Raw genomic sequence first — 19,119 nt, forward strand, 5'->3', positions numbered from 1 at the left:
ACGAGTTACGCTGCGCTAAACTCGCAGCAGCTTACTAAATATACGATAAGAAAGAAACTATTTATTATTGATCAATATATCCTTCGCCATGATCATCGGCACGCTGATATACTTTTTCTCCATGTAGTTCATCACCTTCTCCAGTATCTCGCGCGATTCTTTATCAAGGCTTTGAACTTCCTGTGCAAAAACGGTGTTTACGGCATTATTGCGTATTTCCTTGATCTTTTCAGGCACCTGGCGCATGGCCAGCTCAATTTTGCGCTGCTTCAGCATCACCATAAACTCGGCGATGTTCTGATCTATAATGGCTTCGGCGTGCACCAGTTCCTGGTAGCGTTCCTGCAGGTTCTTTTTGGCAATTTCGTTAAGGCTGTGTACCTCGATAAAATTTACATCAAACTGCTCTAATACTACAGGAGAGGTGTCGTTCGGGATAGCCAGGTCGACAATTGTTTTTTTATCGGTATCGCCGTTTAGCAACGACGCGTAAATTTCAGGGGTGATAATGGGTTCAACCGCCGACGTGCAGGTGATAATAGCATCAAACCCTTTTTTGTAGTTTTTCAACTCGGAAAGCTCAAAAGCCTCGCCGCCCAGATCGGCAGCCAACTGCTGTGCTTTTTCAAGCGTACGGTTAAATACTGAAAAGTTAGAGAACTTATGCTTTTGAAGATATTTTGAAATATTGCGGTTGGTTTCGCCTGCTCCGATGATCAATATACGGGCATTAGAGCAAAGCTTAAGGTCTTTTAACTTACGGTAAGCCAACGACACTACCGAAATAGGGTTTTTCGAGATATTGGTATGGGTATAAACTTCTTTGGCTGTTTTTACCACACAATCCATTACCACACGCAAACAATCGCCGGTTAGCCCTGCCGCCCTGCAATCTTCGTAAGCTTTACGCAACTGGGCTAAAATTTCTTTTTCGCCAACTATCAGGCTCTCCAACGAGCATGATGTGCGCAACAAATGGTTCATCGCATCCTGCCCTTCATAGATCGACGCCGCATCAAGGAAAGTACTTGTAGAGTGCGGGCAAAGGCCCATTTGCAATGTCTCCAAAAACTGGTGGGCAAAAGCCTTGTCAATTACCTGCTGTGTCGACATTACAAATTCTACACGGTTACAGGTACCCAGATAAAATAACTCGTCAATACCAAAACGTGCTTTAACCTCTTGAAGCTTAGTGGTCAGATTTTCCTGGCATATCACCAACCGCCCCAATTCCTTCAGCTCAATCTGTTTATGTGTAAAAGCAATAACTTTTAAGTACTTCAAAGCAGTTTATTTTTTGACCCAACAAAAGTAGCACACCAATTAAGATGCAATGTCAAGGATATGTCAAACAGGCGCATTTAGAATGATTATAAATTAAGCGGTTTTTTAAAAATAAAGCCGCCAATATTATAATATTATTGTTTTAGAAGGCAGATATGACCAAAAAAATAAAAAATATTAAAAAAATCAGCCTTGTAATTTTGACAGCCGGCTATTTGGCAGCCGGTGCCAATCATTTTTATAACCCACAATCATATTATAGAATAATCCCCTCCTATATCCCTTATCCCATTATTGCAAATGTGTTGGCAGGTTTTTTTGAGATAGCATTCGCGGTTATGATGATATTACCCAAAACCCGTAAAATTGCTTCGTGGGGTATCATACTCATGCTGGCGGCCTTTTTACCGGTGCATATCAGCATGATCATAGATGCACCTGTTAACCTTGGCAGCCTTACGGTTACCCCGGCAATAGCATGGGTAAGGTTGCTTTTACAACCGGTGCTCATGTTATGGGCCTGGTGGCATTCTAAGTCGTAAATATTTAGCCTTAAGTCTATAGTTAATGAAATCCGACCTAAGACTTGAAACTTACGACTTTCGGCTTTATACAAACATTCCGCCTCAAAACGGGTTACAGAAAAATGGATCTGCAAAGTATAGAATTACGTAACCTTGAAGTACAAGATTACCAGGAGTTAAAAAAGTCGATGAAATCGGCTTACCTGGATATGGACGAAGACCATTGGGACGCCGCCTCTATCAGAAAGCTCATCAAGCTTTTTCCCGAAGGGCAAATTTGCGTTACCGTAAATAACGAGGTAGTTGGCTGCGCGCTTTCTATAATTGTTGATTACAGCAAATTTGGCGATACCCATACCTATAAACAGATAACCGGTAACGGCACGTTTAAAACCCACGATGACAAAGGAGACGTACTGTACGGCATAGAAATTTTTGTACATCCCAAGTATCGCGGCCTGCGCCTGGCCCGCCGCTTATACGAAGCCCGTAAAGCCCTGTGCGAAAAGCTGAACTTAAAAAGCATTATTGCCGGAGGCCGCATCCCTAACTATCAAAAATTTCAGAACGACCTTACGCCAAAACAATATATAGATAAGGTAAAGTATAAAGAGATATTCGACCCTACGCTGTCGTTCCAGTTGTCAAACGATTTTCACGTGCGTAAAATACTGCGTAATTACCTACCCGAGGACAACCGTTCAAAAGGCTTTGCTACCCTGATAGAATGGAACAATGTATACTACGAAGAAATAAGCTCGGTTATCAATCAAAAAACCGTAGTACGCATTGGCCTGGTACAGTGGCAAATGCGGCCGTACAATAACATCAGCGAACTGATGAAACATGCCGAGTATTTTGTAGATGCCGTGAGCGATTACCAGTCGGATTTTGTATTGTTCCCGGAGTTGTTCAATACCCCGCTGATGGCCGAGTATAACCATATGGATGCGGCCAAGGCCATGCGCGAACTGGCTAAATTTACAGGGCCCATTACCGAGGCGTTTACTAAACTGGCCGTATCGTACAATGTAAACATTATTGCGGGCAGCATGCCCAAGATAGAAGATGATTCGCTTTATAATGTATCATACCTTTTCAGGCGTAATGGCAGCATGGAGGAAAGCGTAAAAATACACCCTACTCCTTCCGAGATCAGTTCATGGGGGATGCGCGGAGGTAACGACCTGAAAGTTTTTGATACTGATGCCGGGCGGATAGGCATTTTGATATGTTATGATGTGGAGTTTCCGGAATTAGGGCGCATATTGGCCGGGCAGGATATGCAGATATTATTTGTACCATTTTTAACCGATACACAGAACGGCTATAACCGTGTTAAGTTTTGTGCCCAGGCGCGCGCTGTAGAAAACGAGTGCTATGTAGCTATTGCCGGTTGCGTAGGTAACCTGCCCAATGTTAACAACATGGATATTTCTTATGCGCAGTCGGCTGTGTTTACCCCTTCAGATTTTGGCTTCCCTACCAACGGCATCCAGTCGGAGGCCACACCAAACAGCGAAATGATCGTGATAGCGGATGTAGACCTATCTACCCTGGGCGAACTGCATGAATATGGCAGCGTACAAAATTTAAAGGATCGAAGGACGGATCTGTATGGGATAACTTTTAATGGGAAGAAAATATAATAGCATTTCATACATTGCATGTATAATTGTTATTAATGAAATTTTATACCATTACGCCTAAACCATACATTAAACTACGAATCATAGCCACGCTAATTGATTACAGCCTATATTTTGTTTTTTATACCGTATATATTTATGCGTTTGATGAAAACCCAGAACCGGGAAAAGCAACTGTAACCGGCATAATGGTGCTCCCAATTATAATCGCCTGGCTTCTATACTTTGTTGTATTAGAGTCGGCGCATGCAACGCCTGGACATGACATAGTTAAATTAAAAGTTGTAACTGACGGTGCCGTTAAACCGTCGTTATCAACAACTTTTAAAAGACGCCTGTTAGATTCAATAGATATTTTCATATATGGAATTCCTGCGTTAATTTGTATTTCAAAAACACCGAAGCATCAAAGATTAGGCGACCTTTGGGCGGGTACGGTTGTTGTAAAAACAACAGATATAACCGAAAAAGAAGTAACTTTTTAATGATGATCGTTAAGCAACATTATACCATCCCCGGCGCAAAGGGCCGGGGAATGACAGCCGATATTACCTACGATACCTTACAGCCTTACGCGCCGCTGGTGATTTTTGCCCATGGCATAAGGGGGTTTAAAGATTGGGGCGCGCATAACCTGGTTGCAAAATATTTCGCCGAAAATGGCTTTCGCTTTTTAAAATTCAACTTTTCGCATAATGGTACTACGGCCGATAACCCTACCGAGTTTGCCGACCTGATAGCTTTTGGAGATAACACGTTCAGTATCGAACTGGAAGACCTTAAATCGGTTATCGATTTTGCCTGCGGGGGCTCGGCTATCGCCCGTGTAAACAGCGTTTACCTGATAGGACACAGCATGGGCGGCGGCATCAGCATCGTTAAAACTGCCGAGGATGCCCGTATCAAAAAACTCGTTACTATGGCCGCAATATCCAGCTTTTATAACCTTTGGCCAAAAGAAGCAGAAAGGCAATGGCGCCTGCAGGGCGTAATGTATATGAAAAACGCGCGTACCGGGCAAAATATGCCTTATAAATCGTCGTTGCTACATGACCTGGATGCTAACCCTAAAAGGCTTGATATACAAGCGAAAGCCGCCCAGGTTGCGCAGCCCTGGCTTATTACACATGGGGATGCCGATACCAGCGTGCCTTTGAGCCACGCCCAACAGTTACACGCTGCGCAGCCCAATGCTGAGTTTGTGATCATCCCTGGTGCCGACCATACTTTTGGGGCCGTGCACCCGTATACCGAACCGCAATTGCCGGTAAGTCTGCTGGCTTTTTGCGATATAGCTGTAGCCTTTTTAAAAAAACACGGCGTTTAAAGCAGTTTTTGATATTTCATTACCCTAACTATCAGCATTTATAATATCCTATGAAATTAGCCGGAGCAACAAAAAAAGGAAGAAAATTTCAAAACCCCATCCCAACTGATAGTGGTGGGTTCGGCAAGCTACTACCTATAATGCGTGAATATGCAAATAACACGGCCGAGAATACACCGAAGATTCCGTTAGGGCCGTTTACTACAGATGTATCAGTGTATCAAACGCTGCCTGAAAAGGGCCTGCGCATAACATGGGTTGGCCATTCCAGTTTATTGATAGAAATTGACGGCATCCATATTTTAACAGACCCTGTTTGGAGCCAGCGGGTTTCATTTACACAGGCATTTGGCCCCAGGCGCTTTTTTCAACCGCCAATTGCGCTTCAAGACCTGCCCCCGTTAGATGCGGTGATCATTTCGCACGATCATTATGACCATCTTGACAAAGCAACGATAAGTTTCTTTGCCGGTAAGGCAATACCCTTTATTACGCCGATGGGGGTTTGTGATTATCTTGAAAATTGGGGGATCTTAAAAAATTATATTAACGAGGTAGATTGGGGAGATAGTGTGATGATAGGCAATTGCAATATCACGGCCACACCTGCAAGGCATTTTTCGGGCCGGGGCATCTTTAACCGCAACGAAACCTTGTGGGCATCGTTTGTGATAAAAGGCCCGCAGCATAACATATTTTTCGGCGCCGATTCGGGCTGGTTCCCCGGCTTTGCCGAAATTGGTGAGGCTTTTGGCCCGTTTGACCTTACCATGCTTGAGGTAGGGGCTTACGGCAAGTACTGGCCGGATATACATATGGGGCCTGACAATGCCACCAACGCGCACCTTGCCCTTAAAGGCAACTTAATGATGCCATTGCACTGGGGCACCTTTAACCTTGCACCGCACGCCTGGTACGAGCCAGCCGAAAGGTTATTAAACCTGGCCGGCGAAAAAGGCATCGCGCTGTTTATGCCTGAGCCAGGAAAGCCTACTGAACCGGATGGCCCGTATAATTCTGAATGGTGGAAGGGTTTTATGAGTAAATAGCTTAAATTGCATTATGAAAACGCTGTCGTCATTTTGCACAAGCTTGGTTATGTTGGTGTTATGCACCCTTGCAGTGCATGCACAAACGGTTATTCCCTTATGGCCAAAGGGGGCGCCCGGTTTTGAAAACCGCCGCAACGAACCCGAACAGGCCAAAGATTACTGGGTAAAAAATATTCACAATCCATCGTTAACGGTATATGCCCCGCCCGCCGATAAGGCAAACGGGGCCGCGGTGATCATTTGCCCCGGAGGCGGCCACAGGTTATTAGTTTATAACTCAGAGGGTGTAGCGCCGGCAAAATTTTATAACGACCTCGGAGTAACCGTTTTTATACTTAAGTACCGTTTAGGGCGCGATAGCCTATCGCCTTACAAGGTTGATATACACCCCAAACAGGATGCTTACCGCGCCATGCGTTTGGTGCGCAGCCGGGCGGCCGAGTTTAACATCGATACCAACCGGATAGGTATGATGGGCTTTTCGGCAGGCGGCGAAGTGGTTGATATGGTTGCCTTTAGCGGCTGGAAAGGCGACCCAAAAGCTGCTGACCTTATTGACCGATTAAGCGCAAAACCAAACTTTATTGTACAGGTTTACCCGGGCCCTGGCTACGTGCCCGAAACCGTTCCGCCTGATGCGCCCCAGGCATTTTTGGTAGCCGCCAATGATGACGCGTGCTGCTCGTTACCTATTATACAGCTCTTACAGCGTTATCGCAAAGCTAAAGTGCCGGTTGAGATGCATATGTATGCGCGTGGCGACCATGCCTTTAACATGGGCATGAACCGCCGGCTAAAATCTATTAACAACTGGCCACAGCGCCTTGCCGACTGGCTAACCGATAGTAATATATTGCAGCCCTTTCACAAGAAAGTTTTGCATTGAGATCGGTTAAGTGCGCAACTTAAACTCCCTCTCTGGGGAGGGGGGCGATGGCTCAGCGTAGAAGAAGGGAAATGTTTAGTGTACATTTCGTATCATTCCTGCCTGCACCCCGGCGGATGGGAATCGCACCGGCCAACAACTTTAATTTAATTCCATTATAAAACGTATTCCCCTATTTAGCGTTATTATTATCAAAAGGAGATAAACCAATGGCAAACTTTAAGGATATTATAGCATCAGAAAAACCTGTGCTGGTAGATTTTTCGGCGGAGTGGTGCGGGCCTTGTAAAATGATGCCGCCAATTTTAAAGCAGGTAAAAGATGCCCTGGGCGATAAGGTCACCATCATTAAAATCGATATAGATAAAAACCCGGCGGCAGCCAATGCTTACCGCGTACAGAGTGTGCCAACGCTAATGATTTTCCAAAACGGCGAAAGTAAATGGCGCCAAAGTGGCGTTATGCAAGCCGGCCAGTTGCAGCAGGTTATTAAGCAATACATTAAGCCTTGAACCTGCCCTTAGCGTTGTTTATATGATATCTTTAAGATGTTTATAATTGGCCTTAATGGTATCAACAACCTCGTCCATCCGTCCGTTTAGCATCAGCTTGGTCATGGATACGGCCATCCCTTTTACCTGACTCAGTTCTACTTTTGGCGGCATGGCCAGGGCGTTAGGGTCAGTCATAATATTTATAAGTGCCGGGCCTTTATATATTAATCCTTCAATTAAAGCCTGCCGGGCTTCATCAGGGTCGGTAACGGTTATCCCCTTAATCCCCATCGCCTTTGCAACCATGGCAAAATCGGGGTTGTGCATATCGGTTTGCCAGTCGGGCAGGCCGGCCACTTCCATTTCAAGCTTCACCATCCCTAACGAGCGGTTGTTAAACACAATTATTTTTACAGGAAGCTTGTACTGCGCTATGGTGGCCAGGTCGCCCAGCAGCATAGATATCCCTCCATCGCCGCATAAAGCTACCACCTGCCTGCCCGGCATTGCTAAAGCAGCACCTATTGCCTGCGGCATGGCGTTAGCCATTGAGCCGTGATTGAACGAACCTATCATTTTACGTTTGCCGGTTGCATTTATATAACGCGCCCCCCATACGCACGACATGCCGGTATCCACCGTGAATATAGCATCATCAGCAGCCAGTTCATCAATAAGGGTGGCAATATATTCCGGATGGATATTTTCCTTTTTTCCCTTATCGTCTACGTAGGTCTTCATGTTCTTCTGCACGTCGGCATAAAAATCCAGCTGTGCTTTCAAAAAGCTGTCATCCCCGTGCTGCTCAACCAGTGGCAGCAAAGCGGTCAGGGTATCTTTAACAGAGCCGCTTAAACCCACATCAACCTTAGCCCGGCGGCCAATTCGTTCGGGTTTTATATCTATCTGCACTATCTTGCAGTCGGTAGGCATAAAAGGCGTGTAAGGGAAATCAGTACCTAACAATATGAGCAGATCTGATTGATGCATACTGTGATATGCCGAAGGCAGGCCCAGTAAGCCGGTCATCCCTACCTCGTTGGGGTTATCGTACTGGATATCCATTTTTGAGCGGAAAGAATAGGCCACCGGCGCATTCAGCTTTTGCGATAAGGCCAAAACTTCATCGTGCGCATCGGCGGCCCCTATACCACAAAAAATGGTAATCTTTTTATGCTGATTGATCAATGCTGCAAGCCTGGCAAGGTCATCATCATTGGGCCGGGTTACCGCAATTGGGTTAAAGTTTTGGGTAGATGTTGCTATTTCTTCGGCATCCATAGCGGTCAGATCGCCGGGTACACCAATTACCGCCACGCCTTTGCGGTGCAGCGCGGCCTGTATACCCGCCTGCAGCATCCGCGGAAATTGTTTTGGCGTAGTAGCAACCTGGTTATAAAGGCTGCAATCGTCAAATAATTTTATGGTGTTTGTTTCCTGGAAATATTCGGTACCATACTCAAAACTGGCAACGGTTGATGCTATGGCTATAACCGGCGCGCCTGAGCGGTGCGCATCGTACAGGCCGTTGATCAGGTGAACGTGGCCCGGGCCGCTGCTGCCGGCACAACAAGCCAGGGTACCGGTTAACTGCGCCTCGGCACCGGCCGCATAGGCGCCCGCTTCTTCGTGCCGTACATGCACCCATTGAATGCTGCCCTCGCGCCTTACGGCGTCATTAACCTCGTTTAAGCTATCGCCTGTTACAGCGTATATCCTTTTAATGCCCGCGTTCACCAGCATCTCAACCATCTGGTCTGCTACGTTTGCCATAGTAAGTTTAATATTATTCTATTTAAACCCAGGAAACAGGCAGGGGTTTTAAAATTCGGCAACATTACAAAACAAAAAAGCCCCCCGGAATACGGGAGGCTTTATATACTTTAAGGTGAATAGTTAATTATTCGCCTTTTTCAGCATTTTCTTCCTTGTCATCAGCTGCAGGAGCTTCAGTGGCAGGAGTTTCTTCTGCAGCTGGTGCAGTTTCTACAGCGGGTGTAGTTTCAGCCACTGGTGCAGTTTCAACTGTTTCTTCGGCGGCTACCGGAGCAGCAGCTTTTTCGGTTGCAGGAGCAGCAGCTTTAGCCTTAGAAGCACCACCACGACGACGTGTTGATTTTTTCTCGGTTTTAGCTTCAGCATCTTTACCGTAAACAGTGTTGTAATCAACAAGCTCGATGATGGCCATTTCAGCGTTATCGCCTAACCGGTTCTCTAACTTAACTATACGTGTGTAACCACCCGGGCGGTTAGCAATTTTCTCGGCAACTTCACGGAACAGAATGTTCACGGTGTCTTTGTCTTGTAAATAGCTAAACACTGTACGGCGAGAGTGTGTAGTATCGTTTTTTGATTTTGTTAAAAGTGGCTCAACATATCCGCGCAAAGCTTTTGCTTTTGCTAATGTTGTTGTAATGCGCTTGTGTTGGATAAGCGAAGAGGCCATGTTAGCCAGCATTGCTTTGCGGTGGCTGTCTGTGCGGCCTAAGTGATTAACTTTTTTTCCGTGTCTCATTTGTTTTTGTGTTGTGGCACGTGCATACCGTTGGGCGGCGATGTTTCGTCAAGCCCGCGGAATTACGCGATGTTTAGTGACTTGTTAATTAGTGATCGGAGATTAGTCACTGTGTGGTCTCCAACCAATGGTATAAAAATGAAAAGAGGTTAAAGACTGATTAACTAATCTCTAACCTCTTATCACTAATTATTCTTCGTCCAACTTAAATTTAGACAGGTTCATACCAAAAGATAAGCCTTTTGATTTAACCAGGTCCTGAATCTCCGTTAATGATTTTTTACCAAAGTTCCTGAATTTCAACATATCAGCAACATCGTACGATACCAGGTCTGCAAGGCTGCGGATATCAGCAGCTTTTAAGCAGTTTAGTGCGCGTACGCTCAGGTCAAGATCAACCAATTCGGTTTTAAGGATCTTGCGCATGTGCAAAATTTCCTCATCAACTTCTTTAGTTTCTTCTTTAGCCTGTGCTTCAAGCATCATGTTCTCGTCAGAGAACAGCATGAAGTGCTGGATAAGGATCTTAGCGGCTTGTTTCAACGCATCCTCCGGATGGATAGAGCCATCTGTAGAAATATCAAGGATCAGTTTTTCGTAATCCGTTTTTTGTTCTACACGATAGTTTTCAAGCGTATATTTTACATTCTTGATAGGTGTGAAGATCGAATCGATAGCTATCACGCCTACGTTAGCATCAGGGTTTTTGTTTTCCTCGTTGCTGATGTAACCACGGCCTTTAGCAACAGTAAGCTCAACTTCAAGCGTTACTGATGAATCCATGTTACAAATAACAAGATCAGGGTTCAATACGGTAAAGTTGTTCGAAAACTTAGTAATGCCGCCTGCAGAAAAAGCATCCTGGCCGTTAATGATCACAAATATTTTCTCATTATCGCCCGACTCACCTGTTTTTTTAAAACGAACTTGTTTTAAGTTCAGGATGATTTCGGTTACGTCTTCAACCACACCTTTGATGGTCGAAAACTCGTGCATCACACCCGAAAAACGTACAGATGTAATTGCATAACCTTCTAATGAAGAAAGTAAGATACGACGCAGAGCATTACCAATGGTTACACCGAAGCCTGGTTCTAACGGACGAAACTCAAACGTGCCATCAAAATCATTTGATTTCTGCATGATAACCTTGTCTGGTTTTTGAAATGCTAAAATTGCCATTTATATCTTTTATTTATTGTTAACTTGATTATAGATTTGAGATATGAGACGTGAGATATGAGAGCTTGTCCGTTATCTTCTTCTCTTCTTAAACCCTTTAATTATTTTTCCTTTGACCTGAAACCAGAAATGAGACTTGAAAAAAAGTCTCAAATCTCATATCTAAAATCTCAAATCTTATTTAGAATATAACTCGACGATCAGGTTCTCTTTGATGTTCTCAGGAATCTCATCGCGGTTTGGATAGTTTAAGAACTTACCTGATAATTCATCAGCGTTCCACTCCAACCAGCTATATTTATTTACTTTACGGCCAGCTACCGAATTGGTAATGCTTTCAAGTGATTTTGATTTTTCGCGTACTGCAATAACGTCGCCGGCTTTAAGCTGGTACGAAGCGATGTTTACCACGCTGCCGTTTACAGTAATATGTTTGTGGCCTACTAACTGGCGTGCACCCGAACGTGTAGGAGCAATACCTAAACGGTAAACTGCATTATCCAAACGTGCTTCTAAAAACTTTAATAAGTTTTCGCCGGTGATACCTTCTTTAGCAGAAGCTGTATGGAATAAGTTTTCGAACTGGCGCTCTAATACACCGTAAGTGTATTTAACTTTTTGTTTTTCCATCAACTGTACCGCGTACTCAGATTGCTTTCCTCTTCTTTTAGAAGCGCCGTGCATACCCGGTCCGTAGTTTTTTCTTTCTAACGCTTTATCCGGACCGAAGATCGGTTCGCGGAACCTGCGCGCAATTTTTGATTTGGGGCCTGTATATCTTGCCATTATTTGTGTGTTTTAAAGTATCAAACAGCCCGCAGCTGCCGAATCTTAGCTTTAAAAATTTAGTGAATTAAACTCTTCTACGTTTAGACGGACGGCAACCATTGTGCGGAAGCGGTGTAATGTCTCTTATAGTAGTTACTTCGATACCTGTGGTTTGCAGCGTACGAATTGCCGACTCGCGGCCTGAACCCGGACCTTTAACAAATACCTCTACTTTGCGCAAACCTAAGTCGTAAGCAACTTTACCGCAATCGGCAGCAGCCTGACCGGCAGCGTAAGGGGTGTTCTTTTTAGAACCTTTAAAGCCCATTTTACCTGCAGACGACCACGATATAGCCTGGCCGCTTTTGTTGGTAAGGGTAATGATGATGTTGTTAAAAGTTGCGTTGATGTGTGCTTCGCCTACAGCGTCGATAACAACAATACGCTTTTTGGTAACTTTTTTGCTTTTAGCCATTTTTTTAATTATTGATTTAATGAATTACTGAGTTATTGAACTAACTCGGACCCATTAATCGTTTTCTAATTTATTATTCCTGGCAAGCTTAAAGTATCAACTACCCACCGCTCACCAATCAACTATTTACTATTTAGTAGCTTTCTTTTTGTTAGCAACTGTTTTACGTTTTCCTTTACGGGTACGTGAGTTGTTTTTGGTGCGCTGGCCACGTAATGGTAAACCTTTACGATGACGGGTACCACGGTAGCAACCAATATCCATTAAACGTTTGATGTTAAGCTGAACTTCTGAACGTAAAGCACCTTCAACCTTAATTTGATCGTTAATGATGGTACGGATAGCAGTTAACTGCTCATCTGTCCAATCCTGAACTTTAATATTAACGTCGATACCTGCCTGGTTCAAAATATCCTGAGCGGTAGAGCGGCCAATGCCGTAGATATAGGTTAAGCCTATTTCGCCTCTTTTATTTTTTGGTAAATCAATACCTGAGATCCTTGCCATATTTGTTTGTTGTTTTTAAGTAATACCGAACGGCGGGCCACCGTTGTACGGGTTACAATTTCTTCTTTTTTAATTATCCCTGACGCTGCTTAAACTTCGGATTCTTTTTGTTTATCACATAAAGTTTCCCGTTACGGCGGATGATCTTGCAATCAACACTACGTTTTTTAATGGATGCTCTAACTTTCATCTCGTTGTTATTTATATCTGTAGGTTATTCTTCCTTTTGTTAAATCATACGGGCTCATCTCCAATTTAACCCTGTCGCCGGGTAATATTTTGATGTAGTGCATCCGCATTTTACCGGATATGTGTGCAATAATCTCGTGGCCATTTTCAAGTTCAACCCTAAACATTGCGTTTGACAATGCTTCGCGAATTGTACCATCTTGCTCAATCGAGGATTGTTTTGCCATATTTTACTGATTATTACTTAATTATCCACCCCAAAACCGGGATGCAAAATTAATAAAAAAAATTTAATTTTTATTCTTTTCTTCTAAAACTTTATCAATGTACTCAAACGTCGATAAAACATCGGGTTTCCCCCTTTTTACGGCAACCGTGTGCTCGTAATGTGCCGATGGCTTTTTATCAACCGTTGATACGGTCCATCCATCATCCCAAAACTTAACACCGGCGCGCCCTGCATTAATCATCGGCTCAATGGCTATTACCATCCCCTCTTCTAACTTTATGCCGGAGCCGCGCTTACCGTAATTAGGTACTTCAGGTTTTTCGTGCAGGCGGGTACCCACACCGTGGCCCACCAGTTCTTTCACTACCCCAAAGCCGTTTTTTTCGGCATGCTCTTGTACCGCGTAGCCAATATCACCAATGCGCATGCCTACTACAGCCTTCTCAACGCCCAGATCTAAACACTCGCGCGTAACCCGCATCAGCTTTTTAGTGTTTTCGTCAACCTCGCCAATGGCAAAGGTAAAAGCCGAGTCGCCATAATATTTGTTCAATATTACACCGCAATCAACCGATACCAGGTCGCCTTCTACTAAAACATGTTTACCCGGGAAGCCGTGTACCACCTGATCGTTAAGCGATATGCATAACGAATATGGAAAGCCATTATAATTTAAAAATGCCGGAACCCCGCCGTTATCGCGGATAAACGTTTCGGCAAGTTTATTTAATTCGATGGTAGTTACACCGGGGCCAATAACTTTAGCTATCTCCCCATGTGTTTTGGAAACAAGTAAAGAACTTTCTCTTATTAGTTCTATCTCTTCGACAGACTTATAAATGATCTTTGACATGTATGCTATTAGATAACCGGTGGTGTAGCACCCGAAGCTGTAGGGATACTTGCACGGCCTTTTATCCTGCCTGTTTTCATTAAACCATCGTAATGGCGCATTAATAAATGGCTTTCAATTTGCTGCAATGTATCTAATACCACACCCACCAGGATGATCAATGATGTACCACCAAAAAATCTTGAAAAGATGCTGCTCACACCTACTAAACTGGCTATTGCAGGTATAATAGCTACAATGGCTAAGAAAATAGAACCAGGCAATGTTATTTTAGAGATAACCCCGTCAATAAAATCAGCCGTTGATTTACCTGGTTTAATACCAGGAATAAATCCGCCGTTCTTTTTCATATCGTCAGCCATTTGGTTTGGGTTAACTGTAATAGCTGTATAAAAGTAGGTGAACAATATAATTAATATACCAAATATCAAATTATGCTGCCATGAGTTATAATTTGATAAGGCCATTAAAAAGCTGTTTGTCGCAACAGACGGAAAGAAGCTTGATACCGTTGCGGGTATAAACATTAAGGCCTGGGCAAATATAATAGGCATTACGCCGGCAGCATTTACCTTTAAAGGTATATACTGGCGTACACCGCCATACTGCTTGTTACCAACAATACGTTTGGCATATTGCACAGCTATTTTACGTGTGCCCTGTACTATAAGTATGGTAAACATTACTACACCAAGCAACGCTACAATTTCAACAATAAAGGTAATTAAACCACCCGGCCCACCGGTACGCGATTGAAACTCCACAATAAACGCGCTTGGCAGTTGTGCAATAATACCCACCATGATGATAAGCGATATACCGTTGCCAATGCCTTTATCGGTGATTTTTTCGCCCAGCCACATTACAAATAGAGTACCCGCAGTTAATACACAGGTATTTAATACTGTGAAGTAAGGGTTACCAATAAGCATCGCATCCGGGGTTATCTGCGATTTTAAATACGCAACAGCCTGTACCGCGGTAATACCTATTGTAAGGTAGCGTGTCCACTGGTTTATCTTGTTACGTCCGCTTTCGCCCTCCTTCTGCAATTTAATAAAGTATGGCACTGCAATACCCAATAACTGCACAACAATGGATGCAGAAATATAAGGCATAACACCCAAAGCCATAATAGACGACCGCGAGAACGAGCCACCGGCAAACATGTTTAACAGCCCTAAAAGCCCTTCCTTGTTTTGGCTGGCATTAAGAGCTGCGGCGTTTACACCCGGTAAAACAACAAACGAACCTACGCGATATATCAAAAGAAATAAGAGTGTGTTTATAATACGCACTCTTAGATCTTCAATTTTCCAGATATTGGATAATGTGGTGAATAATTTCTTCATCGAAATTTACAACTTTACAATAGTTCCGCCGGCTGCTTCAATAGCTTTTTGTGCAGTAGCAGTAAATGCGTGTGCTTTAACTTCTAATTTGGCTTTTAATTCGCCACGGCCCAGTATCTTAACAAGATCGTTACGCGAAACTAACCCGTGTTCTTTCAGTATGGCAAAATCAACCGCCTCTAACGAGAACTTCTCGGTTAAAGCTTGCAATACATCAAGGTTAACACCAACATACTCTACACGGTTAGGATTTTTAAAGCCTACCTTAGGCACACGGCGCTGTAATGGCATCTGGCCGCCTTCAAAACCTACCTTGGTAGATGTACCTGAACGCGAACCTGCGCCTTTATGGCCACGGGTTGATGTACCGCCACGGCCAGAACCTGTACCACGGCCAATTCTTTTCCTATTTTTAGTAGAACCTTCTGCAGGTTTAAGATTACTTAAATTCATGATATTAAATATTTTCTACTGCTACCAAGTGGTTAACTTTTCTAACCATACCAATAATAGCTGCAGTGGCTTCAACTTCCACGCTGTGGTTAATTTTCTTAAGGCCTAAAGCCTCAACAGTTTTTTTCTGGCGCTCGCTTCTGTCGATAACGCTTTTAATTTGTGTTATTTTAATTTTCGACATAACTGATTATCCGTTAAATACTTTACCTAAACTAATACCGCGCTGTTGAGCTACTGTATGCGCATCGCGTAATTGCGATAATGCAGATACGGTTGCTTTAACCACGTTGTGCGGGTTTGACGAACCCTTTGATTTTGCCAATACATTGTGCACACCGGCACTTTCTAATACCGCACGCATTGCACCACCTGCAATAACACCGGTACCGTTAGCTGCTGGTTTAATGTAAACAAAACCACCGCTAAATTTACCTATCTGGTCATGAGGGATAGTGCTGTTAATGATCGGAACCTTTACCAGGTTCTTTTTAGCATCATCAATACCTTTCGCAATAGCTTCGGTAACCTCTTTTGCTTTACCCAAGCCGTAACCTACAACGCCATTCTCATCGCCTACTACCACAATGGCACTAAAGCTGAAAGTACGGCCGCCTTTTGTTACTTTGGCTACACGCTGTATGCTAACCAGGCGATCTTTTAATTCGATCTCGCTGGTTTTTACTCTTTTTATGTTGATTGTTGACATTTCCTGTTTGATTAAAAGTTTAAACCACCCTCACGTGCACCTTCGGCCAACGATTTGATACGGCCGTGATACAGGTAACCATTCCTGTCAAAAACCACATCTTTAATACCTGCGGCAATAGCCTTTTCGGCTACTAATTTACCTACAGCTACAGATTGGTCTGACTTTGTTGTACCGCTTGCTACAAAATCTTTTGATAATGATGACGCAGATACAATGGTTTTTCCTGATACATCGTCAATAATTTGTGCATAGATGCCTTTGTTGCTTCTGAATACAGATAAACGCGGGCGTGCTGATGAACCTGAAAGGCGTTTTCTGATGCCTTTTTTAATCCTGTCTCTTCTTGATAGTTTCATGACGATTATTTTTTAGATGCTGATTTACCTGCTTTTCTTCTCAATACTTCGCCAACAAACTTGATACCTTTACCTTTGTAAGGCTCTGGAGCGCGTAACGAGCGTATTTTCGCCGCTACCTGTCCAATCAATTGTTTATCGTTTGATTCCAGGATGATGGTGGGGTTTTTACCCTTCTCAGCAGTGGTTGTAACTTTAATTTCTTGTGGTAATTGAAACACATAGTGGTGAGAGAAACCCAACACTAAATCTAACGTATTGCCCTGGTTAGTTGCACGGTAACCCACACCAACTAATTCCTGCTCTACTTTGTAACCGGTGGTTACACCAACTACCATGTTGTTGATAAGCGAACGGTATAAACCGTGTAATGCTTTATGACGCTTTTGGTCAGACGGGCGTTTTACCAATAACTGGTCGCCTTCTTGTTCAACGATGATATCTCTATCAACTGCCTGTTGCAATTCGCCTTTAGGGCCTTTTACAGTAACAACATTATCTGCTGATACAGTAACGGTAACTCCGCTGGTTAATGCAATAGGTGCTTTTCCTATTCTTGACATTGCTTAATTTCCTCCTATTAATAAACGTAGCATAAAACTTCGCCACCTACATTTTGCGCACGCGCCTCTTTATCGGTCATTACACCTTTAGATGTTGATAGGATAGCGATACCTAAACCATTTAACACACGTGGCATGGTATCCATACCGGCGTATTTCCTCAAACCTGGTTTACTAATACGTGCAATGCTGCGTATAGCAGAAATTTTAGTTATCGGGTGATACTTCAAAGCAACCTTGATGGTGCCCTGAGGTCCGTTATCCTCAAACTTGTAATTAGCAATGTAACCTTTTTCGAAAAGCACTTTAGTGATTTCCTTTTTCAGATTTGATGCAGGAATTTCAACAACCCTGTGGTTGGCTTTAATAGCATTCCTTACTCTTGTAAGATAATCTGCGATTGGATCTGTATTCATTATTGTTGTTTATGATAGTGGTTTCCTTCCCGTAACATCCGGGGCGACCTTCTATCGGTTAATTCTTTTATAAAATTCGAGCCGCGAAAATACGAAAAATTCAAAACATATTTAAGGTATGTTTTGAATTCGTTGATCGCTTTGCGAATTAGTTGATAATTACCAGCTTGCTTTTTTAACACCCGGTATTTTACCAGCCAATGCCATATCACGGAATGTTACACGAGATATACCAAACTGGCGCATGTAACCACGCGGGCGGCCGGTTAATTTGCAACGGTTGTGCAATTTTACAGGTGATGAAGCCTTAGGTAATTTATCTAAGCCTATGTAATCGCCGGCTGCTTTTAACGCTGCCCTTTTCTCAGCAAATTTTGCTACTAATTTGGCACGTTTTACTTCACGAGCCTTTACGCCTTCTTTAGCCATTGTTAGTTGGGGTTTGATTTTTAAATGGTAAACCAAATTGTTTCAGTAACTCCAATGCTTCAACATCGTTTGTTGCCGAGGTTACAAAGGTAATATCCATACCTTGAATTTTATTGATCTTGTCAATATTGATCTCGGGGAATATTATCTGTTCTGATATACCTAAGGTATAGTTTCCGCGTCCGTCAAAACCTTTATCGTTGATGCCTTTAAAATCACGAATACGTGGCAGGGCAACAGCAATTAAGCGGTCTAAAAACTCATACATTGTATTATCGCGTAATGTTACACGTACACCAATTGGCATACCTTTACGCAATTTGAAGTTAGAGATATCCTTTTTAGATTTTGAAGCAACCGCCTGCTGGCCAGTAATGGTAGTTAGCTCGGTGATTGTGTTCTCGATAAGTTTTTTATCGGTAGTAGCACCGCCAACACCCTGGTTAATGGCTATTTTTTGCAACTTAGGAACCTGCATTACGCTTTTATAAGCAAACTTATCTTTAAGCGCGGTGCGTATCTCTTCCTTATATTTTGATTTTAATCTTGGTACGTAAGCCATTACTTAATTTCCTCCCCTGATTTTTTTGATACTCTAACCAATTTGCCGGCATCGTTTAATTTACGGCCAACACGGGTTGTTTTACCTGTTTTAGGTTCAACCAGCGCCAGGTTAGAAATGTGTATAGCAGCTTCCTGTTTTACAATTCCGCCGTTAGGGTTGGCTGCATTAGGCTTGGTGTGTTTAGATACCATATTAGCACCTTCAACAACAGCCCTGTTTTTTTCAATGATAACTTCAACTACTTTGCCTTGTGAACCTTTTGAGTCGCCGGCTATTACCTTCACTAAATCGCCCTTACGGATCTTCAATTTAGCTGGCTTTGTTATTTTCTTTTCCATA

General features: G+C 43.3%; 27 protein-coding genes. 7 read left to right on the top strand and 20 right to left on the bottom strand.

Going from position 1 to position 19,119, the window contains the following annotated elements; genetic code table 11:
- Nucleotides 1–57: 57 nt before the first annotated feature.
- Entirely contained in the window at nt 58–1,284 is a 1,227-nt protein-coding gene (gene hemA / locus HDC91_RS10795) for a glutamyl-tRNA reductase (RefSeq protein ID WP_162429496.1), read from the bottom strand.
- Between the two features lie 155 nt (nt 1,285–1,439).
- Between hemA and HDC91_RS10800 the strand changes: the two genes are divergently transcribed.
- The 7 genes from HDC91_RS10800 to trxA all read left to right on the top strand — a co-directional run bounded on the left by HDC91_RS10800 (nt 1,440) and on the right by trxA (nt 7,234).
- Complete coding sequence (locus HDC91_RS10800; protein ID WP_221262168.1) at nt 1,440–1,826, top strand: MauE/DoxX family redox-associated membrane protein; 387 nt, start codon at nt 1,440–1,442, stop codon at nt 1,824–1,826.
- Between the two features lie 104 nt (nt 1,827–1,930).
- Complete coding sequence (locus HDC91_RS10805; protein WP_183551902.1) at nt 1,931–3,457, top strand: bifunctional GNAT family N-acetyltransferase/carbon-nitrogen hydrolase family protein; 1,527 nt, start codon at nt 1,931–1,933, stop codon at nt 3,455–3,457.
- Between the two features lie 35 nt (nt 3,458–3,492).
- Nucleotides 3,493–3,942 (top strand): RDD family protein, encoded by a 450-nt coding sequence (locus tag HDC91_RS10810; RefSeq protein ID WP_183551906.1) that lies wholly within the window; start codon nt 3,493–3,495, stop codon nt 3,940–3,942.
- Nucleotides 3,942–4,784 (top strand): S9 family peptidase, encoded by an 843-nt coding sequence (locus tag HDC91_RS10815; protein WP_255476705.1) that lies wholly within the window; start codon nt 3,942–3,944, stop codon nt 4,782–4,784. Before HDC91_RS10810 ends, HDC91_RS10815 begins: the two co-directional genes overlap by 1 nt.
- A 50-nt stretch (nt 4,785–4,834) precedes the next feature.
- Entirely contained in the window at nt 4,835–5,833 is a 999-nt protein-coding gene (locus HDC91_RS10820) for an MBL fold metallo-hydrolase (RefSeq protein ID WP_183551909.1), read from the top strand.
- 13 nt (nt 5,834–5,846) lie between these two features.
- Nucleotides 5,847–6,722, top strand: coding sequence for an alpha/beta hydrolase (locus tag HDC91_RS10825; RefSeq protein WP_183551913.1), 876 nt, complete (start codon nt 5,847–5,849; stop codon nt 6,720–6,722).
- A 209-nt stretch (nt 6,723–6,931) separates the two neighbouring features.
- Complete coding sequence (gene trxA / locus HDC91_RS10830) at nt 6,932–7,234, top strand: thioredoxin (RefSeq protein WP_183551916.1); 303 nt, start codon at nt 6,932–6,934, stop codon at nt 7,232–7,234.
- Nucleotides 7,235–7,252: 18 nt separating this feature from the next.
- Here trxA and HDC91_RS10835 read toward each other — a convergent pair whose 3' ends face one another.
- From HDC91_RS10835 to rplX, 19 genes are all read right to left on the bottom strand, one after another.
- Complete coding sequence (locus HDC91_RS10835) at nt 7,253–8,989, bottom strand: thiamine pyrophosphate-dependent enzyme (protein ID WP_183551919.1); 1,737 nt, start codon at nt 8,987–8,989, stop codon at nt 7,253–7,255.
- Nucleotides 8,990–9,116: 127 nt separating this feature from the next.
- On the bottom strand, nt 9,117–9,731 hold the full coding sequence (gene rplQ / locus HDC91_RS10840; protein ID WP_183551922.1) for a 50S ribosomal protein L17: 615 nt from the start codon (nt 9,729–9,731) through the stop codon (nt 9,117–9,119).
- Between the two features lie 189 nt (nt 9,732–9,920).
- Nucleotides 9,921–10,913: a DNA-directed RNA polymerase subunit alpha gene (locus HDC91_RS10845; RefSeq protein ID WP_183551925.1), complete on the bottom strand. Its 993-nt coding sequence runs from the start codon at nt 10,911–10,913 to the stop codon at nt 9,921–9,923.
- 177 nt (nt 10,914–11,090) lie between these two features.
- Nucleotides 11,091–11,699, bottom strand: a complete 609-nt coding sequence (gene rpsD, locus HDC91_RS10850; protein ID WP_162429505.1) for a 30S ribosomal protein S4 — start codon at nt 11,697–11,699, stop codon at nt 11,091–11,093.
- A gap of 67 nt (nt 11,700–11,766) precedes the next feature.
- Nucleotides 11,767–12,156 (bottom strand): 30S ribosomal protein S11, encoded by a 390-nt coding sequence (rpsK, locus tag HDC91_RS10855; protein ID WP_162429506.1) that lies wholly within the window; start codon nt 12,154–12,156, stop codon nt 11,767–11,769.
- 129 nt (nt 12,157–12,285) lie between these two features.
- The gene (gene rpsM, locus HDC91_RS10860; protein ID WP_162429507.1) at nt 12,286–12,663 is read right to left on the bottom strand and encodes a 30S ribosomal protein S13; all 378 of its coding nucleotides are present in this window, start codon (nt 12,661–12,663) and stop codon (nt 12,286–12,288) included.
- Nucleotides 12,664–12,736: 73 nt separating this feature from the next.
- Nucleotides 12,737–12,853: a 50S ribosomal protein L36 gene (gene rpmJ / locus HDC91_RS10865; RefSeq protein WP_082855993.1), complete on the bottom strand. Its 117-nt coding sequence runs from the start codon at nt 12,851–12,853 to the stop codon at nt 12,737–12,739.
- A 7-nt stretch (nt 12,854–12,860) separates the two neighbouring features.
- On the bottom strand, nt 12,861–13,079 hold the full coding sequence (gene infA / locus HDC91_RS10870; RefSeq protein ID WP_022833270.1) for a translation initiation factor IF-1: 219 nt from the start codon (nt 13,077–13,079) through the stop codon (nt 12,861–12,863).
- A gap of 63 nt (nt 13,080–13,142) precedes the next feature.
- Nucleotides 13,143–13,934, bottom strand: coding sequence for a type I methionyl aminopeptidase (gene map, locus HDC91_RS10875; RefSeq protein WP_162429508.1), 792 nt, complete (start codon nt 13,932–13,934; stop codon nt 13,143–13,145).
- A gap of 8 nt (nt 13,935–13,942) precedes the next feature.
- Complete coding sequence (gene secY / locus HDC91_RS10880) at nt 13,943–15,286, bottom strand: preprotein translocase subunit SecY (RefSeq protein WP_183551929.1); 1,344 nt, start codon at nt 15,284–15,286, stop codon at nt 13,943–13,945.
- Between the two features lie 6 nt (nt 15,287–15,292).
- Nucleotides 15,293–15,739: a 50S ribosomal protein L15 gene (rplO, locus tag HDC91_RS10885; protein ID WP_162429510.1), complete on the bottom strand. Its 447-nt coding sequence runs from the start codon at nt 15,737–15,739 to the stop codon at nt 15,293–15,295.
- 4 nt (nt 15,740–15,743) lie between these two features.
- Complete coding sequence (gene rpmD, locus HDC91_RS10890) at nt 15,744–15,923, bottom strand: 50S ribosomal protein L30 (RefSeq protein WP_067059736.1); 180 nt, start codon at nt 15,921–15,923, stop codon at nt 15,744–15,746.
- Nucleotides 15,924–15,929: 6 nt separating this feature from the next.
- Complete coding sequence (gene rpsE / locus HDC91_RS10895; RefSeq protein WP_162429511.1) at nt 15,930–16,448, bottom strand: 30S ribosomal protein S5; 519 nt, start codon at nt 16,446–16,448, stop codon at nt 15,930–15,932.
- Nucleotides 16,449–16,459: 11 nt separating this feature from the next.
- Entirely contained in the window at nt 16,460–16,813 is a 354-nt protein-coding gene (rplR, locus tag HDC91_RS10900) for a 50S ribosomal protein L18 (protein ID WP_370576826.1), read from the bottom strand.
- The gene (rplF, locus tag HDC91_RS10905) at nt 16,813–17,370 is read right to left on the bottom strand and encodes a 50S ribosomal protein L6 (protein ID WP_162429513.1); all 558 of its coding nucleotides are present in this window, start codon (nt 17,368–17,370) and stop codon (nt 16,813–16,815) included. The genes rplR and rplF overlap by 1 nt, the downstream gene beginning before the upstream one ends.
- Nucleotides 17,371–17,387: 17 nt before the next feature.
- Nucleotides 17,388–17,789 carry a 30S ribosomal protein S8 gene (gene rpsH / locus HDC91_RS10910; RefSeq protein ID WP_238395350.1) on the bottom strand — a complete coding sequence of 134 codons (402 nt, stop codon included), beginning with the start codon at nt 17,787–17,789 and terminating at the stop codon, nt 17,388–17,390.
- A 156-nt stretch (nt 17,790–17,945) separates the two neighbouring features.
- Nucleotides 17,946–18,215, bottom strand: coding sequence for a 30S ribosomal protein S14 (rpsN, locus tag HDC91_RS10915; protein WP_067059741.1), 270 nt, complete (start codon nt 18,213–18,215; stop codon nt 17,946–17,948).
- The gene (rplE, locus tag HDC91_RS10920; protein ID WP_162429515.1) at nt 18,208–18,777 is read right to left on the bottom strand and encodes a 50S ribosomal protein L5; all 570 of its coding nucleotides are present in this window, start codon (nt 18,775–18,777) and stop codon (nt 18,208–18,210) included. Before rplE ends, rpsN begins: the two co-directional genes overlap by 8 nt.
- Nucleotides 18,777–19,118: a 50S ribosomal protein L24 gene (rplX, locus tag HDC91_RS10925; RefSeq protein ID WP_162429516.1), complete on the bottom strand. Its 342-nt coding sequence runs from the start codon at nt 19,116–19,118 to the stop codon at nt 18,777–18,779. The genes rplE and rplX overlap by 1 nt, the downstream gene beginning before the upstream one ends.
- Nucleotide 19,119 lies beyond the last annotated feature (1 nt).

It is taken from the genome of Mucilaginibacter sp. AK015 (assembly GCF_014200785.1).
Taxonomy (GTDB): Bacteria; Bacteroidota; Bacteroidia; order Sphingobacteriales; family Sphingobacteriaceae; genus Mucilaginibacter.